Source organism: Lactococcus taiwanensis, assembly GCF_017068355.1.
Taxonomy (GTDB): domain Bacteria; phylum Bacillota; class Bacilli; order Lactobacillales; family Streptococcaceae; genus Lactococcus; species Lactococcus taiwanensis.
In genome coordinates this window covers 236,662-254,765 of sequence record NZ_CP070872.1, presented here as the reverse complement: position 1 = coordinate 254,765, position 18,104 = coordinate 236,662, and the positions used below count along the sequence as shown (strand labels likewise).

Sequence of the window (18,104 nt, the reverse complement as noted above, 5' to 3'; positions counted from 1 at the left end):
CAGAATTCCTTTTCATTCACTGATAGCGCTATCAGTAAAGTGGGAGACATTTATGACAAAACAATTAAAACTTTTTGCAACCGATATGGACGGAACATTTTTACGTAATGACCATTCTTACAACCATAAAAAACTTGCTGAACTCATTCCACAGATTCAAGCCAAGGGACTTCTTTTCGCTGCTTCTTCAGGACGTTCCTTACTTGGGTTAACCCAAGTATTTTCAGAATATAAAGATCACATGGCTTTTGTGGCTGAAAATGGCGGAGTGGTAGCTTATCAAGGAAAAATTCTTTTTGCGAAGGATTTAAGCATTGCGCAAACTCAAGAACTTATTGACGCACTACAAGAAATGCCCTATAGTCCTAAACAAGATTATTTAATTTCAGGGCTTAAGGGAGCTTACTACCCTGAAGGAATTTCCGAAGATTACTTGAAACATGCCAAACTCTATTATCCTAATTGCCAACTTTATCACGACTTGGCAGATATTGATGACAAGCTTTTGAAAATCACGACAGATTTTCCAGATCAACATGTGCGTGACTGTGAGCAATGGGTAACCAACCGCCTGCCTTTCATTCGTGCTACAACCACAGGATTTACGAGTATTGATATTGTACCCACGGGTATTTCCAAAGCTTCTGGCCTCGCGCATCTTTTAGCCCATTTCAATTGGTTACCAGAAAACCTTGCAGTATTTGGTGATCAAATGAATGATTTTGAAATGTTAGAATATGCTGGTGCTGCTTATGCCGTTAGTAATGCAGCTCCGGAAATCTTAGCGATTGCTGACAAAGTTATCCTGAGCAACGATGAAGATGCTGTTCTTCTCGAGATTGAAAAAATTCTGGAAGAGGTTTAATCCTCTCTTGGGTGACCGAAAGATGAAATCACCAAAAGTGACGCCTGCGTCACTTTTTCTGTTATAATTTTAATGATAACTTATTTGATTTGGAGAATTTTATATGAAAATTGCAATTGATGCAATGGGAGGAGATTTCGCTCCCGAAAATATCGTCAAAGGAGTCAATTTGGCGAAAAAAGAACTGACGAATGTGACTTTTCAACTTTACGGCGATAAAGCTCAAATAGAGGAATACTTAGAAGATGAACAAAATGTGGAAATTATCGAAACGACCGAGGTCATTGATTTCCACGATGATCCCGTCGCTGTTATCAAATCGAAAAAAGATAGCTCTCTCGTCCGAGCCGTAACAGCAGTCAAAAAAGGCGAAGCTGATGCTGTTTTATCAGCTGGATCAACAGGGGCACTTTTAACCGCTGGTTTGATGCTTGTCAAACGCATCAAACAAGTTTCGCGCCCTGCTTTGATGTCTACTCTCCCCACACTTGATGGACGTGGCTTTGACATGCTAGATCTTGGAGCTAACACCGAAAATACCGCTCAACACTTGGTAGATTTCGCCATTTTGGGAGCCTATTATGCTGAAAACGTTCGTGGTATTACGCAACCTCGCGTTGCCCTTATTTCTAACGGTGCCGAAGAGTCAAAAGGTTCACCTGCCGTTAAAGAAGCTCATGCGCTTCTCTCTGCAATGACCGAAATTAACTTTATTGGTAATATTGAATCACGGGATATCTTAGAAGGCAGCGCAGATGTCGTTGTTGCTGATGGTTTCACGGGAAACGCCATTTTGAAGTCAATAGAAGGTACAATGAGTGGTGTCTTTAAACTCATTAAATCGACGATTAAAAACGGAAGTTTGAAAACAAAAATTGGGGGAGCTTTGGTGGCGCCTGCCCTTGCCAGCCTTAAAGATTTAGCTGGTAGCGGTGGAGGAGCAGCATTTGTTGGATTAAAGGCTCCTGTAGTAAAAGCACACGGTAATTCTGGTGCTGAAGAAATCGCCCAAGCCTTACGTCAAGTCCACAAGATGGTCGACTCTGACGTATCTGGTAAATTAGTTAATCATTTTGAAAATATGAACAAATAAAAAACTCGGAAAACCGAGTTTTTTTGCTGACAAGTCCATCAGTGACTTTTTATCCCTCACTTTTTACTTCGCCAATCATATTTTGTACCAAAATAATTAAAAATCACCACCTCAGCTACAAGAATCAAAATAACATAATTATAGCTCGCTTCATTACCAAAAAGAAACCAGTAAACCGCCCAAATTAAGAGCAGAGCAATAATTATCCCGGCCCAAAAAGCATGCCTTTGATAAAGTTTTTGTGGAAGAGGTTTGGGCGGGGATTTTTTATCTTTAATCAACAAGGATAAAACAAGACCGATAACTAAAGTTACTAAGCCCCAATTTCTAGCTGGATAGGCCGCTAAGAAGAAAATTCCAGCACCAACAACTAGAAAAAGGGAACTGACCGACCAAAAAGCATATTCTTTTTTTGTCATCTTTAATCCTTTCTATCCTGCCTCACCCATAACCTTACTGACGAGGCTGTCAGTAAAGTTTACAAACGTTTTACCGTATTGACATCAGCACCCTTCGCCTTATTTTCTTTGGTTTTCAGCCACGCTTCTCTTGCCGTATCGTCTAGCTTGACAATGAAGTAAATTAGTACCAGCGCCAGCAAAATACCACTGCCTAAAACTAAAACAGAGAGGGTGAAACTAGTTAATAAGACCAGTGAGAATAAGCTACTCCCAAGCCCAACCCAGATAAACTTTTTCTTGAGATTGGCTAGGCCAGTTGATAAATATTGCACAAAACTCATAAAAACGGTCAACCCACTCAAAAAAACATAGTTTCCTGTCAGAAAAAGGGCCATAGCCGCAAGAGTCGACAAGATAATCGCCCAAGTTGGCGTACCAAATCGGTTAGTTTTGGCGACAAACATGGGCACATCCTCATGAGCCTGCGCAAGACTGGCTAGGATGGTTGGGGTATTGAAAGTCGTCGCCACAATAACGCCTAAAATGGATAAGCAAATCCCGACCACAAATAAAGGAATCCCAAGCATTCCTACAATTTTACTGAAAGCTGTCGCTGCCGGCACTACTGTATTTACTAAGGAAGGACCTAGAACACCAATGGTAATGGCTTGAATGATCAAATAAACTGACAGACAAGTCAACATGACCAGGGTCAACATTTTTGGCAAATTTTTGGCGGGATTTTTCATTTTCTCCGCATTAACTGGTAAAAACGAAAAGCCTGTAAAGAAGAAAAATACGGTACCATAAGCTGACAGAAAACCGTGTAAACCCGAATTTTTTACTGACGAGGCTGTCAGTAAATTTTCAGCGCTAAAATGGCTCCCTTTTACTATCCAAATGCAACTGAAGATAAAAATCATTACCAGTGCAATTTTGACAAAAGAGGTCAAATTATCCAATCCTGCAATCAAGGCGCTGCCAAAATAAGAGAGAAGACCGAGAAACAGAATAAGCCCTAAACCAAACAGAAGTCCATTAAAGTGCGGTAAAATCATTTTCAGTGCAGTCAAAAGAGCCGAAACTTCTGTTGCCAATGTGACCGTTCCCAAAATCCAGGTCACCATGCCAACGACAAACCCCGGAAAACGACCAAAGGTTTCCTTGACATAGACAAACGCTCCGCCATTTTTAGAATAAATTTTACTCATGTTAGCATAAGCAAAGGCAATCACTGAGACAGACAAACCCGCCAATAGAATGGCCCCTAAACTCATCAGTCCAGCTTCCTGATAAATCTTACCTGAAAGCAGGAAAATCCCTGATCCAATAATAGAATTTATGCCTAATAAATAAATGGCGACAGGTGAAAGTAAAGCAGGCTTTTTCATCACAACACCTCTTCCTAAAATGATATCGTTTTCTTTTTTTCTTTAAACAGATTATATCAGAAATTGACGAAAAGAGTGCTCTAAAAGAACATCTTATAATATCAGTTAAAAAACGCCCTCAGGCGTTCTTTTTTAGTTCTCCATAAATGCAAAAAAGCAACCATTAGGAGTCTGAAAGTTAAATGTTTGCTTATCTCCAAGTGTCTCAAGTTCACTCGTAAAGCCTCCGAGCGCCTCCACACGATCATGCCACTCCCCGATATCATCTACCGTAAACAGCAAAGAAGGCTTATTTTCTGCCACCTCAGGGCTTACGGCTCGGATAAATTGGATATCCCAAATCTGTAAAAGCGCATTTCCTTTATTATCTGGTGCAAAGGTTACGGTCTCACTTCCTTCTACCTCCTGAAAAGCAATCTCAGTAAAGCCAATAGCGCTGAAAAAACGCCGCTCTAGAGCAACATTCTCTACATACAGCTGTGTGCTCATTTTAAGGGTCATTGTTGCTCCTCCATTTGTGTACGCTTATTTATAAACGCTTAAAAAAAAGCAGGAAAAAACTCTACTTTTTACGCTCTGTTAGGCTAGATGAGCTTCTAAGCTAATTTCTTGCACACCTGCAAGAGCCCGTGATACAGGACAATTGTTTTTTGTATACTCCGCAATTTCTGCAAAATCAGCTTGTGAAAGTCCCGGGATATCGCTTACGTTCTTTAAATGAATCTTCGCTACCGTTGGTGCACCATCTACTACATCAAAAGTGACCTCAGCTGTAGTATCAATTGATTTAGCGACTAACTTCTTTTCTCCCAAAAAGAGAGCCAGAGCTTGAGAAAAACAAGCCGCATGAGCCGCTCCAAGTAATTCTTCAGGTGTTGTAATATGCACTTGGCTTTCTGCTCGAGCTTTAAAATTATAAGGTGCTTCCGTGAAGAGTTGGGAAGATTCTGCGGAAATTGTCCCAAAACCTTCTTCCAGACTATCTTCCCAATGAGCTGATGCTACTGATATATTTGCCATGATTTTCTCCTTTACAAGTCAAAAGCGAAGACGCTTCGTTTATTTCTTAATTTACAATAGTAAAACGACGTTTACTTTTCGAGTATAGCGCTTTATTTTTGGGGAATCAAGAAATCCGTTTTATTTTTAAATGTTGACAGTTTCACACAAAAAGTGTAAAATTTATAACAATAAACAAGAAAGTAGCTTTGAGGTAGAATCTCTAGGAAGTCGGTGGCTGTGTAAACCGATGTTTCTCACAAGGTGAATGGGCTTGTTTGATGCGTAAGCAATAATTTAGAACTTCTTGGTTCTTTCCATACTGATTTAATACAATAAAAATCACGGTAGCTCCCGTTACAAAGCAACTTGTTTATTGACAAGTTTTAAGGAAATCTTTGATTTCAAAATTACGGTGGCACCGCGCATTAGCGCCCGTAGAGCATTTGCTTGCTCTACGGGTGTTTTTTGTTTGATTTACTGAAGTTTGTAAACCAAGTTTACAATATGCTATGCCTCTCTATAAACAGAAAACAAAAGGAGAATCTCATGACAAAACCAACCATTTTAACAGGCGATCGCCCAACAGGAAAACTTCATATTGGCCATTACGTAGGCTCACTTCAAAATAGAGTTAAAATGCAAAACGAAGATAAATACAATATGTTTGTCTTTTTAGCAGACCAACAAGCGCTAACTGACCACGCTAAAGAACCTGAGCTTATTCGCCAGTCTGTAGGGGATGTAGCACTAGATTATTTAGCGGCTGGTCTAGATCCTGAAAAATCAACCATTTTCATCCAAAGCCAAATCCCTGAACTAGCTGAACTTTCAATGTACTACATGAATTTAGTTTCTCTAGCACGCCTTGAACGTAATCCAACAGTTAAAACCGAGATTGCTCAAAAAGCTTTTGGCGAATCAATTCCTGCTGGTTTTTTGGTTTACCCCGTGTCACAGGCGGCAGACATTACAGCTTTCAAAGCCACACATGTCCCGGTTGGTAATGACCAAAAACCGATGATTGAGCAAACACGCGAAATCGTACGCTCCTTCAACAATGCCTATAACACCGACGCACTGGTTGAACCAGAAGGTATTTACCCTGAAAATGAAGCAGCTGGACGCCTGCCAGGACTTGATGGTAACGCTAAAATGTCCAAATCATTGGGCAACGGTATTTTCCTAGCAGACGACATGGATACGCTCAAGAAAAAGGTCATGTCCATGTATACGGACCCCGACCACATCAAAGTTGAAGATCCCGGAAAAATCGAGGGCAATATGGTTTTCCATTACCTTGACGTTTTCGGTAAACCTGAAGATGCGGCGACGATCGCTGAAATGAAGGCGCACTATCAAGCCGGCGGCCTGGGCGATGTCAAAACCAAGCGCTACCTGCTGGAAGTCCTCGACCGTGAGCTGTCGCCAATTCGCGAGCGCCGCATCGAGTTCGCGAAAAACATGGACTACGTTTACGACATGCTCAAAGCGGGTTCCCTAAAAGCTGAAAGCGTGGCTGCACAAACACTTGACGAAGTCAAATCTGCCATGGGAATTAATTATTTTAAATAAAATAGAGTAGCTTTAGCTACTCTATTTTATTGTTTTACTTTTTTCTTTTGATATTGAAAAATAAAGAGAAAGATAATGTAAACTAGCCATGGAACAAAAGGAACATAACTTCCTGTTGGCATTACTTTAAAGAGAACTAACGTTGCAGCTAAACAAATGAGGGCAACAACGATAAGTAACAAATATAATTTTTTCATATCTCTCCTCCTATGATTTCAATACTCTTTTATCACTATGAACTTTTATACACTGAAGTAAAGCTTATGAGTAATCATAAAATATTCTGACTATTTTGTCAATCATTAATTTTCAACAGTTAAAAATCAGCTTTTCCAGCCAATTTTTGCCATTTTAAAGTATAATTGAATCATGACACCTCTACAAAAAATCGCCAATTTTGCCAAAGACATTCACGCGCAGAACAATGACGGTCACGGCTTTGACCACATCGAGCGCGTGGTAGCGTTGGCTGAAAAAATTTTACTGACAGAGCCATCAGCAAATCGCGAGCTGGTACTTGCCACCTGCTATCTCCATGACACTTACGATGATAAATTGACAACTGACGTGCCTACTCAAAAAGCAAAAGTCACGACTTTTTTGAGCCAAATTTTTACTGACGAAACCATCAGTGAAATTTTTGATATCATTGACAAGATGAGCTACTCTAACAACATCATAAAAAAGAATAATCTTTCTTTGAATGGGAAAATTGTTCAAGATGCTGACCGTCTTGATGCTATGGGCGCATGGGGCATCGTTCGCACGCTAGAATATGGCTGGGCTCATAATCGGGAATTCTACAATCCACAGCTTAAACCAACTAGCTATGCCTCTAAAACGGCTTATCATAAGAATTCTAAAAGCACCACCCTCAATCATTTCTACGAAAAGCTCTTTCTACTAGAGGATCTTCTCAATACTGCAGAAGCTCGACGTATTGGATCCACTCGCAGTAAAATCATGCACGATTTCGTGCATGAAATAAAACGTGAATATCAGGAAAATACTCTACCCCATGGAAACTAAAATTTTTGCCCATCGCGGTGCCCGTTGGTGCCGACCCGAGAACACTCTTGCAAGCTTTCAACAAGCGCTCCGAGAAAAAGCTGACGGTATTGAGCTAGATGTACATCTCAGCAAGGATAATGAACTTATCGTAATACACGATGAAACAGTTAATCGTACGACCAACGCCAAGGGATTTGTTCATGATTTGACCTTGTCACAACTCAAGACGCTCGACGCTGGATGCAACTTTAAGCTCCAAGCTTCTAGTCCCCTTCTAACTTTTATCCAGCGCTTCCGTTCACTGCTCATCAAAAAAGTCTATACGCACGAAAAAATTCCTACTTTAGGTGAAGTTCTTGACTTCTTGGAAGCTAACAACTTTACCGGCTGCTTAAATATTGAAGTTAAAACGGATCATATCCACTATCCCGATATCGAGACCATTCTCTCTGAGGAAATGGTTCAGCGAGAACTCTCTTTTACATACCTTTATAGCTCTTTTAACTTTCGAAGTCTGGAACTTCTTCATGAACTTGAACCCACAGTAGATTTAGCCTACCTCACCTATAATAATCAAAATGAAATTGAGCGAGGATTAGAAGCTGACTTCATAACTGCTCTCCACCCTAAAAAAAGTTACGCTTTATCTAAGCATTTTGAATCTTCCCGTAAACCTTTACGTGTCTGGACAGTCAACGCTGAACGAGACATAAAAAAGTTACTTACAAAAAATGTTGCTGCTATTATTACGGATTATCCCGAAAAAGCGCGACGTATTCGTAAGCAATGCCAGAAATAAAAATAGAAATAAAGAATGCCTTCTTGCACACAAGGGCATTTTTTTATAAATTTCCCCAATGCTAATAATTTCACAATCTTTAAGTATTGGACCTGTTAGTAACAACTGATGTAAGCGCAAACCATTTTCCTTTACTTTTGGTTTCACAATAGGTATAATTAAACTGTGCGTGTAAATTTGTCAAATACCTTTGACAAAACAGTCACAACGATTGGGGGAAGGTGCATAAACATGCAATTTATCAACTATCTTGGTCAAGACGCCTATACTAACATCGCAATGGACAGCTGGTTACTTACACATTTGAAACCAACTGAACCTGTCTTTGCTCTCTGGCAAAATAAACGTGCTGTTATTGTAGGACGCAACCAGAATACATTTGCTGAAGTGAATCAAGACTACATCGATAGCCACGACGTTCAAGTTGTACGTCGTGTGTCTGGCGGCGGAGCCGTTTATCACGATGAAGGTAATATCTGCTTCACTTTTTTTGTTCCTGTTGAAAACTCAGGAACAGTAAACTTCAAGAAATTTGTTCAACCCATGTATGAAGCACTTCATGCCGTTGGCATCAATGCTGAAATCACTGGTCGAAACGATCTTGAAGTAGACGGTAAGAAAATTTCGGGAAATGCACAACGCTACGCTGGTGGTTATCTCATGCATCATGGTACGCTTTTATGGGACACTGATGTCGAGGCAATGATACGTTCCCTTAATGTTTCCGATGAAAAATTCGTGAGTAAGGCGGCAAAATCCGTACGTGCTCGAGTGGGTAACATTAAAGACTTTGCTCCGAACGATTTAACTTTAGAAAGTTTTATCGATGCCTTGAAATACTACCTCACTGATCAAGGTAAAGATGGCGAACTCGTACTTAGTGAAGACCAACTTTCCTCAATCAAAAAATTGCGTGATGAGCAATTTGCTACTTGGGATTGGAATTATGGCGAGTCGCCAAAATTCTCCTTTCAAAATCATGCCAAATATGCAGGTGGGGTGATTGATATCCAAGTGAATGTTGAAAATGGTAAAATCACCGATATCAATTTCCAAGGAGACTTCTTAGGCGTGAGAGATTGGCGTGATATCCAGGATCAATTTCTGGGCGTTGAATTCACACCGGAAGCGGTTATGAATGTCCTTGAAAAGAACAAAGAAGGTCAATATTTTGGCACAATTACCAATGCAGAACTTGCTGAAATGTTTAAAGGTGATTTAAACTAAGCATTGTAATATTCACAAGCGTACTCCTAGAAAACTTCAGCTAAAAATGCTAAGTTCTAGATATAGATACACAAAAATAGAAAGGAAATCTATTATGTCAAACTCACAACAAATCTTAGATTTCAAAGCGCAGCTAGAACTGCAAGACACTACATTTCCAATGCTTCAAATTCTTAATGAAGAAGGAAAAATTGTTGACGAAGAGGGTCTTAAACGTGCAGGACTTTCTGATGAAAAACTCGTTGAACTCTTTAAAAGCATGCTTTTTGCGCGTCAAGTTGACATTCGCTCCATGAAATTAGCTAAACAAGGACGTATGGGATTCTTTGGACCTCACGCTGGTCAAGAAGCTTCTCAAATGGCCTCATCTTTTGCTTTCACTGACGAAGACTGGCTCTTCCCTGGTTACCGTGACTTGCCACAGATTTACGCAAAAGGTTGGCCAATTTGGAAAGGTCTTCTTTGGTCTCGTGGACATCAACTTGGTAATGAGTATACTACCGACGACGGTAAACCTGTAAACTCTTGGTTCCCACAAATTATCATTGGTGCTCAATACGTTGAAGCCGCTGGTGTCGCACTCGGACTAAAAAAACGTAAAAAAGATGCTGTCGCTTTCGTTTACACTGGTGATGGTGGTTCTTCACAAGGTGATACGTATGAAGGAATTAACTTTGCTGGAGCTTACAAAGCCCCACTTGTTGCCTTTATCCAAAATAACGGCTATGCCATTTCGACACCTCGTAGTCTCCAAAGTGCTGCTCCTCATTTAGCTGCTAAAGGTTGGGCCGCAGGCGCTCCTTCTATCGTAGTGGATGGAATGGACGCGATTGCCATGTATCTTGCTTCTAAAGAAGCTCGTGCTTGGGCAGTAGCTGGAAATGGTCCCGTTGTTATTGAAGCCATTACAAACCGTTTAGAACCACATTCAACAGCTGGTGACGACCCACTTCGCTATCGTACTAAAGAAGACATTGAAGCTTGGTGGAAAAAAGAACCTCTCGTTCGTATGCGTAATTTCCTGACTGAAAAAGGACTTTGGGATACAGAGAAAGAGGAAGCTTATATTGCTGAACTTGATGCTCGCATTGATGCTGATATTAAAAAAGCTAATAATGTTGAAAAACAAAAAATTTCTAGCTTTATTAAAAATACACTTGAAGTGCCAAGCCAAGCAATGGCAGAACAAATTGCAAAATTTGAAAGCGAGGGCAAATAAGAATGGCAGTAAAAACTTATATTGCAGCAATTACAGAAGCGCTTGATTTGGCGCTCGAAAAAGATAAAGATGCACTCATTTTTGGTGAAGACGTTGGACAAAATGGTGGGGTTTTCCGTGCTACTGATGGTCTGCAAGCAAAATATGGAGAAGAACGTGTTTTCAACACGCCACTTGCTGAATCAGGAATTGGTGGAATGGCCATTGGTCTTGCAACACAAGGTTTCCACCCCATTATGGAAATCCAATTCGGAACCTTTATCTTTGAAGTTTTCGACTCAATTGCTGGACAAATGAGCCGGACACGTTATCGTTTTAATAACACACGTTCAAATAATATTGTCGTGCGTACACCTTATGGAATTGGGACTAAAACGCCTGAAATGCACGCGGATTCAATTGAAGGGCTCTTTTCACAAATCCCCGGAATTCGTGTTGTAATGCCTTCAAATCCTGCTGATGCTAAAGGATTGTTGCTGGCTTCAATTGAAAATAACGACCCTGTTATTTTCCTTGAAAACCTTCACCTTTATCGCTCTCTTAAAGGTGAGGTTCCTGAAGGTTACTATACTACGCCACTTGATACTGCTGCAGTCGCTAAAGAAGGCTCTGATGTTTCAATCATTGCTTATGGTGGAACAGTTCCACTTGCTCTTAAAGCAGCTGAACAACTCGAAAAAGAGGGAATTAAAGCTGAAGTCCTTGACCTCAGAACAGTTGCTCCTCTTGATATTGCCTCAATTGGTAAAACAGTTGAAAAAACTGGGCGTGTGGTCGTTGTTCAAGAAGCTCAACGTACAGCCGGTATCGCAGCGAATGTCATGGCCGAAATTTCAGAACGTTTTGTTTTGAACCTTAAAGCGCCAATTGGACGTGTTACTGGCCCTGACTCAATTTTCCCATTTGCACAAGCAGAAAATGACTGGGCAGTTAAAGCTGAAGATATTGTGAATAAAGTTAAAGAGGTGGTTGACTATGACTGAGATTTTTAAAATGCCTGATATTGGCGAAGGAATGCACGAAGGAGACATTGCCAACTGGTTAGTTAAAGTTGGAGATGTTGTTAAAGAAGATGATCCCATTGCTGAAGTACAAAATGATAAACTTATGCAAGAAATTCTCTCTCCTTACTCTGGGACTGTTACTAAACTATTTGTTGAAGAGGGAACAACCGTAGAAGTTGATGCTCCTTTGGTTGAGTTTGATGGTGACGGTTCAGGCTCTTCTGCAGCCGCTCCTGCTCCTCAAGAAACAGCTGGTTCTGATACTGCTACAACTGATGCGCCTTCTGGAGAAGCTCAAATCTTCACGATGCCTGATATTGGTGAAGGAATGCATGAAGGAGATATCGCCAACTGGTTAGTTAAAGTTGGAGACGAAATTAAAGAAGATGATCCTGTTGCAGAGGTTCAAAATGATAAACTCATGCAAGAAATTCTTTCTCCATATTCTGGAAAAGTCACTAAACTTTTCGTTGAAGCTGGAACAACTGTAGAAGTTGGGGCTCCTTTGATTGAATACAATGGAAGTGGTGAGAGTACAACAACTAATCCTACTCCTACTCCAGCTCAACCACAAACAGCTGAAGCTCCTCAACCCACTCCTGCTGATTCGTCAATGACAAAAACGACTTCTACTGGACACATCCTTGCGATGCCTTCTGTCCGTCACTACGCTCGTAAAGCAGGGATTGATTTAACACAAGTTCCTGCAACGGGTCGTCATGGTCATACCACTTTAGCTGATGTTAAAGCCTTTGAATCTGGCAATGTTGCTCCTGCAGCAAATACAGCATCAGAAGCTGCTCCAGCACCTAAGGCTGATAAACCAGCAGCTCCTGTTGCTGAAAAAGCGCCAAGCGTTAAAGCAGGGGCTGGTGATCGACGTGAAGCAATGAATCCAACTCGTAAAGTTGTTTCTAAAGTCATGACTGCTCAACATACACACATTCCACCAGTAACAAACTTTGATCAAGTTGAAGTTTCTAAGTTGGTCAAACATCGTGCAATGTTTAAAGAAATTGCCGCTAAACAAGATATCAAATTAACTTATCTTGCTTATGTTGCTAAAGCTTTGGCCACTACTGCTCATAAATTCCCAGATATCAATGCTTCTGTGGATTATGAAAAACAAGAAATTGTTTATCACGAACACGTTAATGTAGGGATTGCAGTCAATGCACCGACCGGTTTGTATGTGCCGGTTATTCATGAAGCTGAAAATAAATCAATTCTTGAAATTGCCAAAGAAATCGCTGAGTTAGCTACTGCTACACGTGAAGGCACATTGAAACCACAGCAAATGCAAGCTTCAACTATAACAATTTCAAATATTGGCTCTGCGCGTGGCTCATGGTTTACACCTATTATTAATGGTTCTGATGTCATGATTTTGGGACTCGGCTCAATTGTTAAAGAACCAATTGTCAATGGAGAAGGTGAAATTGTCGTAGGTCAAAATATGAAATTGTCACTAACTTATGACCACCGTTTGATTGATGGCATGTTAGGACAAAGTTCTCTTAACTACTTGAAATCACTTTTGGCTGATCCTGAGTTTATGTTGATGGAGATTTAATAGGAAAATAACGAAAACGTCATTTTCCATCAGCTGACAAGTTTTGTCAGCTAGTTTACAATATTGTCAATCAATTTGACACTAATGTTTACAAGAAAGAGGATATATTATGGTTGTTGGTGCACAAGCAACAGAAGTTGATTTGGTTGTTATTGGTTCTGGCCCTGGTGGTTATGTTGCTGCCATTCGTGCGGCTGAACTTGGTAAAAAAGTTACAATTATCGAAAAAGATAATGTCGGTGGGGTTTGTTTAAATATTGGTTGCATTCCCTCAAAAGCATTGATTAATATTGGTCACCATTATCAAGAATCTTTGGAGGCTGCGGAAAAGAAAAATCCTTTCGGCCTTTCAATGAGTAAAGTAGAGCTTGATTGGGCTTCTGCTCAAAAATGGAAACAAGATAAAGTTGTCAACCAGTTGACAGGTGGCGTTAAAATGCTACTTAAAAAGCACAAAGTTGACGTGATTAAAGGAACGGCAGAATTTGTTGACAATAATACAATTAATGTTGAACAAGAAGATGGTTTCCAACTTTTACAATTTAATGATGTGATTATCTCTACTGGTTCACGTCCTATCGAAATCCCTTCTTTCCCATTTGGTGGTCGTATTATTGACTCCACTGGTGCTTTGTCACTTCCAGAAGTTCCTAAACATTTGATTATTGTTGGGGGAGGAGTTATTGGATCTGAGCTTGGTGGAGCTTACCGGATGCTCGGTTCTAAGATTACAATCGTTGAAGGATTGGATCACATCTTAAATGGGTTTGATAAAGAAATGTCTGATATCATTGCTAATCGCGTGAAATCTGCTGGTTCTGAAATCTTTACTTCAGCAATGGCTAAATCTGCTACTCAAACTGATAAAGATGTGACTTTGACGTTTGAAGTGGACGGAAAAGAACAAACAGTGACTGGTGATTACTTACTCGTCTCTATTGGCCGTCGCCCAAATACTGATTTAATCGGTTTGAACAATACTGATGTTAAGTTGACTGACCGCGGGTTGATTGAGGTTAATGAATCTTATGCAACAAACGTGCCCCACATTTATGCAATTGGTGATGTGGTGCCTGGTCCAATGCTTGCTCATAAAGCTTCTTTCCAAGCTAAAGTTGCTGCAGCTGCAATTGCTGGCGCTGAAGATGATGTCGATTTACACGTGGCTTTACCAGCTGTAGCCTATACGACTACTGAATTGGCAACTGTCGGTGAAACGCCTGAAACAGTGAAAGATCGCAAAGATGTTAAGATTTCTAAGTTCCCATTTGCTGCAAATGGTCGTGCCATTTCAATGAATGATACTACTGGTTTCTTACGGTTGATTACCGAAACTAAGGAAGGAGCCATCATTGGAGCGCAAATTGTTGGTCCTGGTGCATCTGACTTGATTTCTGGTTTGTCACTAGCGATTGAAAATGGATTGACTTCTAAAGATATCTCATTGACCATCCAACCTCACCCAACACTTGGTGAAGCGATTATGGATACAGCTGAATTGGCTGATGGCTTACCAATCCACGTTTAATAAAATTAAAAAACACTGACAGAGCTGTCAGTGTTTTTTTATAGTAAATTTCGATAAAGCTCATCCCCTTGAAAAGTTTTCCCTGTGGATAATTTTATTAGGAAAAGATTTTTGATCTTATCCACAGGCTCATTTCATAATATCCGCCCACGAACCTGGCTGCATGGAGTCCAAAAATTTCTTCGCCTTGAGATGAATACCCACATATTCATCATAGATCCCATCAATAAATTGCCGAATTTTTAATTTCATATCTGCTTTTATCGAGATTTTTTTGAGTTCATCTAAAGATATTTCTTGAAAAAGATTGACCAAATAAATCACATTCGGGTCAAGATGGCTCCGCCGTAAATCTTCATCAAAATGCCGGGAGCAAAGACAGCCACTAAATTTATAAGAAAAATCAAATGGTCCTCTAGTAGTATGACAAAAAGCACATTCTGCAAAATTTAAAGAAACTCCAAATCGATTAAGGATTTGTAGCTCAAATATATTAGTAATAACTTCCATATCAAAACCTTGATCTAAGAGCTCTAGACTTCTGATAAGAAATGCATAAAGGGCCGGATCATAATGATTATCACTAATGGCTGCATCAGCCAAGCTTATCAGATAAGAGGCATGCGCATTGACAAAAATGTCAGCAGCAATATTTTTGTAAGTGATTACTTCACTCACATCATCAATAAATGAGAAGCCTTCATCATTTATTGTCGCCGTAATTTGAGCAGTTGAAAAAGCCTGTAAAGAACTAGCATAGCGCGACTTACCAAAATTTTTAACAAAGAACATTCTCTTCCCAAACGATTCGGTGAACACTTTAACTAATTTATCTTTTTCTTTATAATTCCGACTGTAAAGCACTAATCCCCGGGTTTCAGCATCGCGCATTCTTTTTCTCCTTTACTAATTTCACTTCATTATATCAAAAAAATCATTGACAATTCTTGGTTTTGTCAGTGATTTTTCTCTGAAAATATTTTACTGACAGCTCTGTCAGTAATTTTTTTAGGGGCGTTTTTGAGTGATATAATCCGTCAATCTTGCCATTGCTTGCTCAATCACATCCATTGAAGCCGCATAAGATAAGCGGACAAATCCTTCACCGTACTGACCAAAAGCGATACCAGGAATAATGGCAACTGCATTTTCTTTTGCAAAATCCACAGCAAATTTGAATGAATCTTGTTCTAAATCAGCTGGAATTTTTGCAAAAATGTAGAAAGCTCCATCTGGTTCAATAATTTTGAAACCAAGGTCTGACATCTTTTCAATAATATAATCACGACGTTTAAGATATTCTTTTTTCATCGGAAGAGCATCATCAGCACCATTTTTCAACGCTTCAATCGCTGCAAACTGTGACTGAGTTGAAGCCGAAGTCACCAAATATTGGTGAGTCTTAATAATCTGTGCCACTAATTCACGCGCTGCAAAGATTAATCCAATCCGCCAACCAGTCATCGCATGCGATTTTGATAAACCATTAAGTACGATTGTTTGCTCAGGTGCATATTCAGCAATTGACACATGCGGTTGGTCAGTGTAATTTAATTCAGAATAAACTTCATCAGCAATCACAAATACTTCATGCTTTTTCAAAACTTCAGCTAAAGCCTTAATTTGCCCCCGATTATAAGTTACCCCTGTAGGATTTGCTGGATAATTCAAAATAACGGCCTTAACTTTTCCCTCACGCTCGACAATCGCTTGTTCAAGCATCTCAGGCGTAAGAACAAAATCATTAGCTCTTGTATCAATTTCAACCAAAGAACCGCCAGCAAGCGTAATTAATGGCTCATAACCAGGATATGCAGGCGCAGGAATCAAAACTTCATCACCAGCAACCAAAATTGACAATAAAACACTAGAAATGGCTTCCGTTACGCCAACAGTAACTAAAATTTCATCTTCTGCTGCATAAGATAAACCATATTTTTTATTCATAAATTCACTAGCTGCCTGACGTAGTTCTAGTAAACCAGCCATTCCAGTATAATGACTTTGATTGTTTTCGATTGCCGCAATCCCTGCTTGTTTAACATGCTCAGGCGTATAAAAATCAGGTTCTCCCAAAGTCAACTTAATAATATCAGGAATAGATGAAACTTGTTGGTCAAACTGACGAATCAATGATATAGCAATACGATCCAGATTAGGGTTAAATTTTTGCGTTAAGTTCATATGTTCTCCTTTGTGCGCTAGTTTCGCTAAAAACATTGACCTTATTATAGCTTTTTTTCAGAAAATTTTCATCAATTATTGGATTAAATGCCACTAAATTTTTGAACTTTTAACTTATTGTCATCACGGATAAAACACCACCGTTGGACATATATCACTTTCATTGGCGGAGCCTTGCTTGGGCCTTTAATCATATGGTCAAGCATTCTAGTCCTCGTTACACTAGGATAATAATACCACTCTTCTGGATAATCCGTTACTGTAGTTGCCACAACCGTAGCCTTTACAGAAATCTTTCCTTTTCTTTTTTGTGAAGCAATCAGGCCCGCCACATCTTGGACCTTTAAAGTCACCTTTTTACCATCAAAACCTAGAGTCGTCAAATGACTCTCATGTTTTTTCATGAGTGCTGGCGTATAATACTGCTGAGCATCTACTAAACTTTTCTGATTCCAAGACTCGAGCACAGCAATAATAATTTGCTCAAGTTCCTCTATTGAATTTTGCTCTTCCACAAATCTTTTCTCTGTAAAAGGTTTTAAGCCAAAAAGTTGAACCCATATAATCGGGAAAAATGAAATGAAAATTAATATTACAGCAGTAAATAGTGGTAAAACCATCATTACGACCTCTATTTTAGATCTATCAAGCCTAATTTTAAGTTTTTAAATAAAATAAAAGCCCAGTTACCTGGACTTTATGTCTTGATGATGCCCCCTGTTGGACTCGAACCAACGACCCATAGATTAAGAGTCTACTGCTCTACCAACTGAGCTAAGGAGGCCTATAACAATAAGAAATGTCTTCACAAGACTTACTCTATTATTTTACGCCTTTTCGCCTAAAAATGCAAGAATTTTTGTTAGATAAGCCCACATAGTGCTGATAACGTAAAATGAGATTGAATCTTTAACTATTTCGGGACACTATGCTTTACATCAGGACCATAACCCTCGTCGGCCTTTACACACCTATCCCTTAAGTTTTCAAGACAACAAAAAAACACTGATTGAATGCCGTATGCTCTTCCGTGTATTGAACCCGCCAAAACGCCAGGTGGGTGTTCTCGCTTCAAGTCAGCTTCCCCTACTTTCGTTCGAGGTATTACGCTATTGAATGTCTCATGAACCCCTATGCAATACAAATATAGTCGGTCAAAAAAATGAAAGAGCTCGCACATTCCAGTGCTTTTCTATGCTTCTATATTAACACTTTCTCCTAATTTTTTCAAGTGG

Annotated in this window: 18 protein-coding genes and 1 tRNA gene; 10 read left to right on the top strand and 9 right to left on the bottom strand. The window is 39.7% G+C overall.

Translation table 11 applies throughout. The annotated features are described in order from the left end of the window. Positions 1 to 52 precede the first annotated feature (52 nt). Positions 53 to 865: a Cof-type HAD-IIB family hydrolase gene (locus tag JW886_RS01305; RefSeq protein WP_075526109.1), complete on the top strand. Its 813-nt coding sequence runs from the start codon at positions 53 to 55 to the stop codon at positions 863 to 865. 103 nt (positions 866 to 968) lie between these two features. Further along, positions 969 to 1,958, top strand: a complete 990-nt coding sequence (plsX, locus tag JW886_RS01300; RefSeq protein WP_205872095.1) for a phosphate acyltransferase PlsX — start codon at positions 969 to 971, stop codon at positions 1,956 to 1,958. A 56-nt stretch (positions 1,959 to 2,014) separates the two neighbouring features. Here the strand turns inward: plsX and JW886_RS01295 are convergent, their stop codons facing one another. The 4 genes from JW886_RS01295 to JW886_RS01280 form a co-directional block, all read right to left on the bottom strand. After that, positions 2,015 to 2,377: a hypothetical protein gene (locus JW886_RS01295; protein WP_205872094.1), complete on the bottom strand. Its 363-nt coding sequence runs from the start codon at positions 2,375 to 2,377 to the stop codon at positions 2,015 to 2,017. Positions 2,378 to 2,436: 59 nt separating this feature from the next. Then, positions 2,437 to 3,750, bottom strand: a complete 1,314-nt coding sequence (locus JW886_RS01290; RefSeq protein WP_205872093.1) for an APC family permease — start codon at positions 3,748 to 3,750, stop codon at positions 2,437 to 2,439. Positions 3,751 to 3,882: 132 nt separating this feature from the next. Continuing rightward, complete coding sequence (locus tag JW886_RS01285) at positions 3,883 to 4,251, bottom strand: VOC family protein (protein ID WP_241003778.1); 369 nt, start codon at positions 4,249 to 4,251, stop codon at positions 3,883 to 3,885. Positions 4,252 to 4,329: 78 nt separating this feature from the next. After that, complete coding sequence (locus JW886_RS01280) at positions 4,330 to 4,770, bottom strand: OsmC family peroxiredoxin (RefSeq protein WP_200407644.1); 441 nt, start codon at positions 4,768 to 4,770, stop codon at positions 4,330 to 4,332. A gap of 528 nt (positions 4,771 to 5,298) precedes the next feature. Here JW886_RS01280 and trpS point away from each other — a divergent pair. Next, positions 5,299 to 6,324, top strand: a complete 1,026-nt coding sequence (trpS, locus tag JW886_RS01275) for a tryptophan--tRNA ligase (protein WP_200407645.1) — start codon at positions 5,299 to 5,301, stop codon at positions 6,322 to 6,324. A gap of 26 nt (positions 6,325 to 6,350) precedes the next feature. On the opposite strand, the gene JW886_RS01270 is transcribed toward trpS, so the two are convergent. Then, positions 6,351 to 6,521 carry a hypothetical protein gene (locus JW886_RS01270; protein ID WP_205872092.1) on the bottom strand — a complete coding sequence of 57 codons (171 nt, stop codon included), beginning with the start codon at positions 6,519 to 6,521 and terminating at the stop codon, positions 6,351 to 6,353. Between the two features lie 172 nt (positions 6,522 to 6,693). Between JW886_RS01270 and JW886_RS01265 the strand changes: the two genes are divergently transcribed. From JW886_RS01265 to lpdA, 7 genes are all read left to right on the top strand, one after another. Further along, positions 6,694 to 7,353 (top strand): HD domain-containing protein, encoded by a 660-nt coding sequence (locus JW886_RS01265; protein ID WP_205872091.1) that lies wholly within the window; start codon positions 6,694 to 6,696, stop codon positions 7,351 to 7,353. Then, the gene (locus JW886_RS01260) at positions 7,343 to 8,134 is read left to right on the top strand and encodes a glycerophosphodiester phosphodiesterase (protein WP_200407648.1); all 792 of its coding nucleotides are present in this window, start codon (positions 7,343 to 7,345) and stop codon (positions 8,132 to 8,134) included. The genes JW886_RS01265 and JW886_RS01260 overlap by 11 nt, the downstream gene beginning before the upstream one ends. Positions 8,135 to 8,365: 231 nt before the next feature. Beyond that, on the top strand, positions 8,366 to 9,361 hold the full coding sequence (locus tag JW886_RS01255; RefSeq protein WP_075526117.1) for a lipoate--protein ligase: 996 nt from the start codon (positions 8,366 to 8,368) through the stop codon (positions 9,359 to 9,361). Between the two features lie 94 nt (positions 9,362 to 9,455). Beyond that, positions 9,456 to 10,580, top strand: a complete 1,125-nt coding sequence (locus JW886_RS01250) for a thiamine pyrophosphate-dependent dehydrogenase E1 component subunit alpha (RefSeq protein WP_205872090.1) — start codon at positions 9,456 to 9,458, stop codon at positions 10,578 to 10,580. A 2-nt stretch (positions 10,581 to 10,582) separates the two neighbouring features. Next, complete coding sequence (locus JW886_RS01245; RefSeq protein ID WP_205271867.1) at positions 10,583 to 11,563, top strand: alpha-ketoacid dehydrogenase subunit beta; 981 nt, start codon at positions 10,583 to 10,585, stop codon at positions 11,561 to 11,563. Then, positions 11,556 to 13,157, top strand: a complete 1,602-nt coding sequence (locus tag JW886_RS01240; RefSeq protein WP_205872089.1) for a 2-oxo acid dehydrogenase subunit E2 — start codon at positions 11,556 to 11,558, stop codon at positions 13,155 to 13,157. Before JW886_RS01245 ends, JW886_RS01240 begins: the two co-directional genes overlap by 8 nt. A gap of 109 nt (positions 13,158 to 13,266) precedes the next feature. Next, positions 13,267 to 14,685, top strand: a complete 1,419-nt coding sequence (lpdA, locus tag JW886_RS01235; protein ID WP_205872088.1) for a dihydrolipoyl dehydrogenase — start codon at positions 13,267 to 13,269, stop codon at positions 14,683 to 14,685. A gap of 129 nt (positions 14,686 to 14,814) precedes the next feature. Here lpdA and recO read toward each other — a convergent pair whose 3' ends face one another. The 4 genes from recO to JW886_RS01215 all read right to left on the bottom strand — a co-directional run bounded on the left by recO (position 14,815) and on the right by JW886_RS01215 (position 17,653). After that, the gene (gene recO, locus JW886_RS01230) at positions 14,815 to 15,576 is read right to left on the bottom strand and encodes a DNA repair protein RecO (RefSeq protein WP_200407653.1); all 762 of its coding nucleotides are present in this window, start codon (positions 15,574 to 15,576) and stop codon (positions 14,815 to 14,817) included. A 117-nt stretch (positions 15,577 to 15,693) separates the two neighbouring features. Continuing rightward, positions 15,694 to 16,869: a pyridoxal phosphate-dependent aminotransferase gene (locus tag JW886_RS01225; protein ID WP_205872087.1), complete on the bottom strand. Its 1,176-nt coding sequence runs from the start codon at positions 16,867 to 16,869 to the stop codon at positions 15,694 to 15,696. A gap of 83 nt (positions 16,870 to 16,952) precedes the next feature. Continuing rightward, positions 16,953 to 17,492 carry a hypothetical protein gene (locus JW886_RS01220; RefSeq protein WP_205872086.1) on the bottom strand — a complete coding sequence of 180 codons (540 nt, stop codon included), beginning with the start codon at positions 17,490 to 17,492 and terminating at the stop codon, positions 16,953 to 16,955. 88 nt (positions 17,493 to 17,580) lie between these two features. Beyond that, a tRNA-Lys gene (locus JW886_RS01215) sits at positions 17,581 to 17,653 on the bottom strand. Positions 17,654 to 18,104 lie beyond the last annotated feature (451 nt).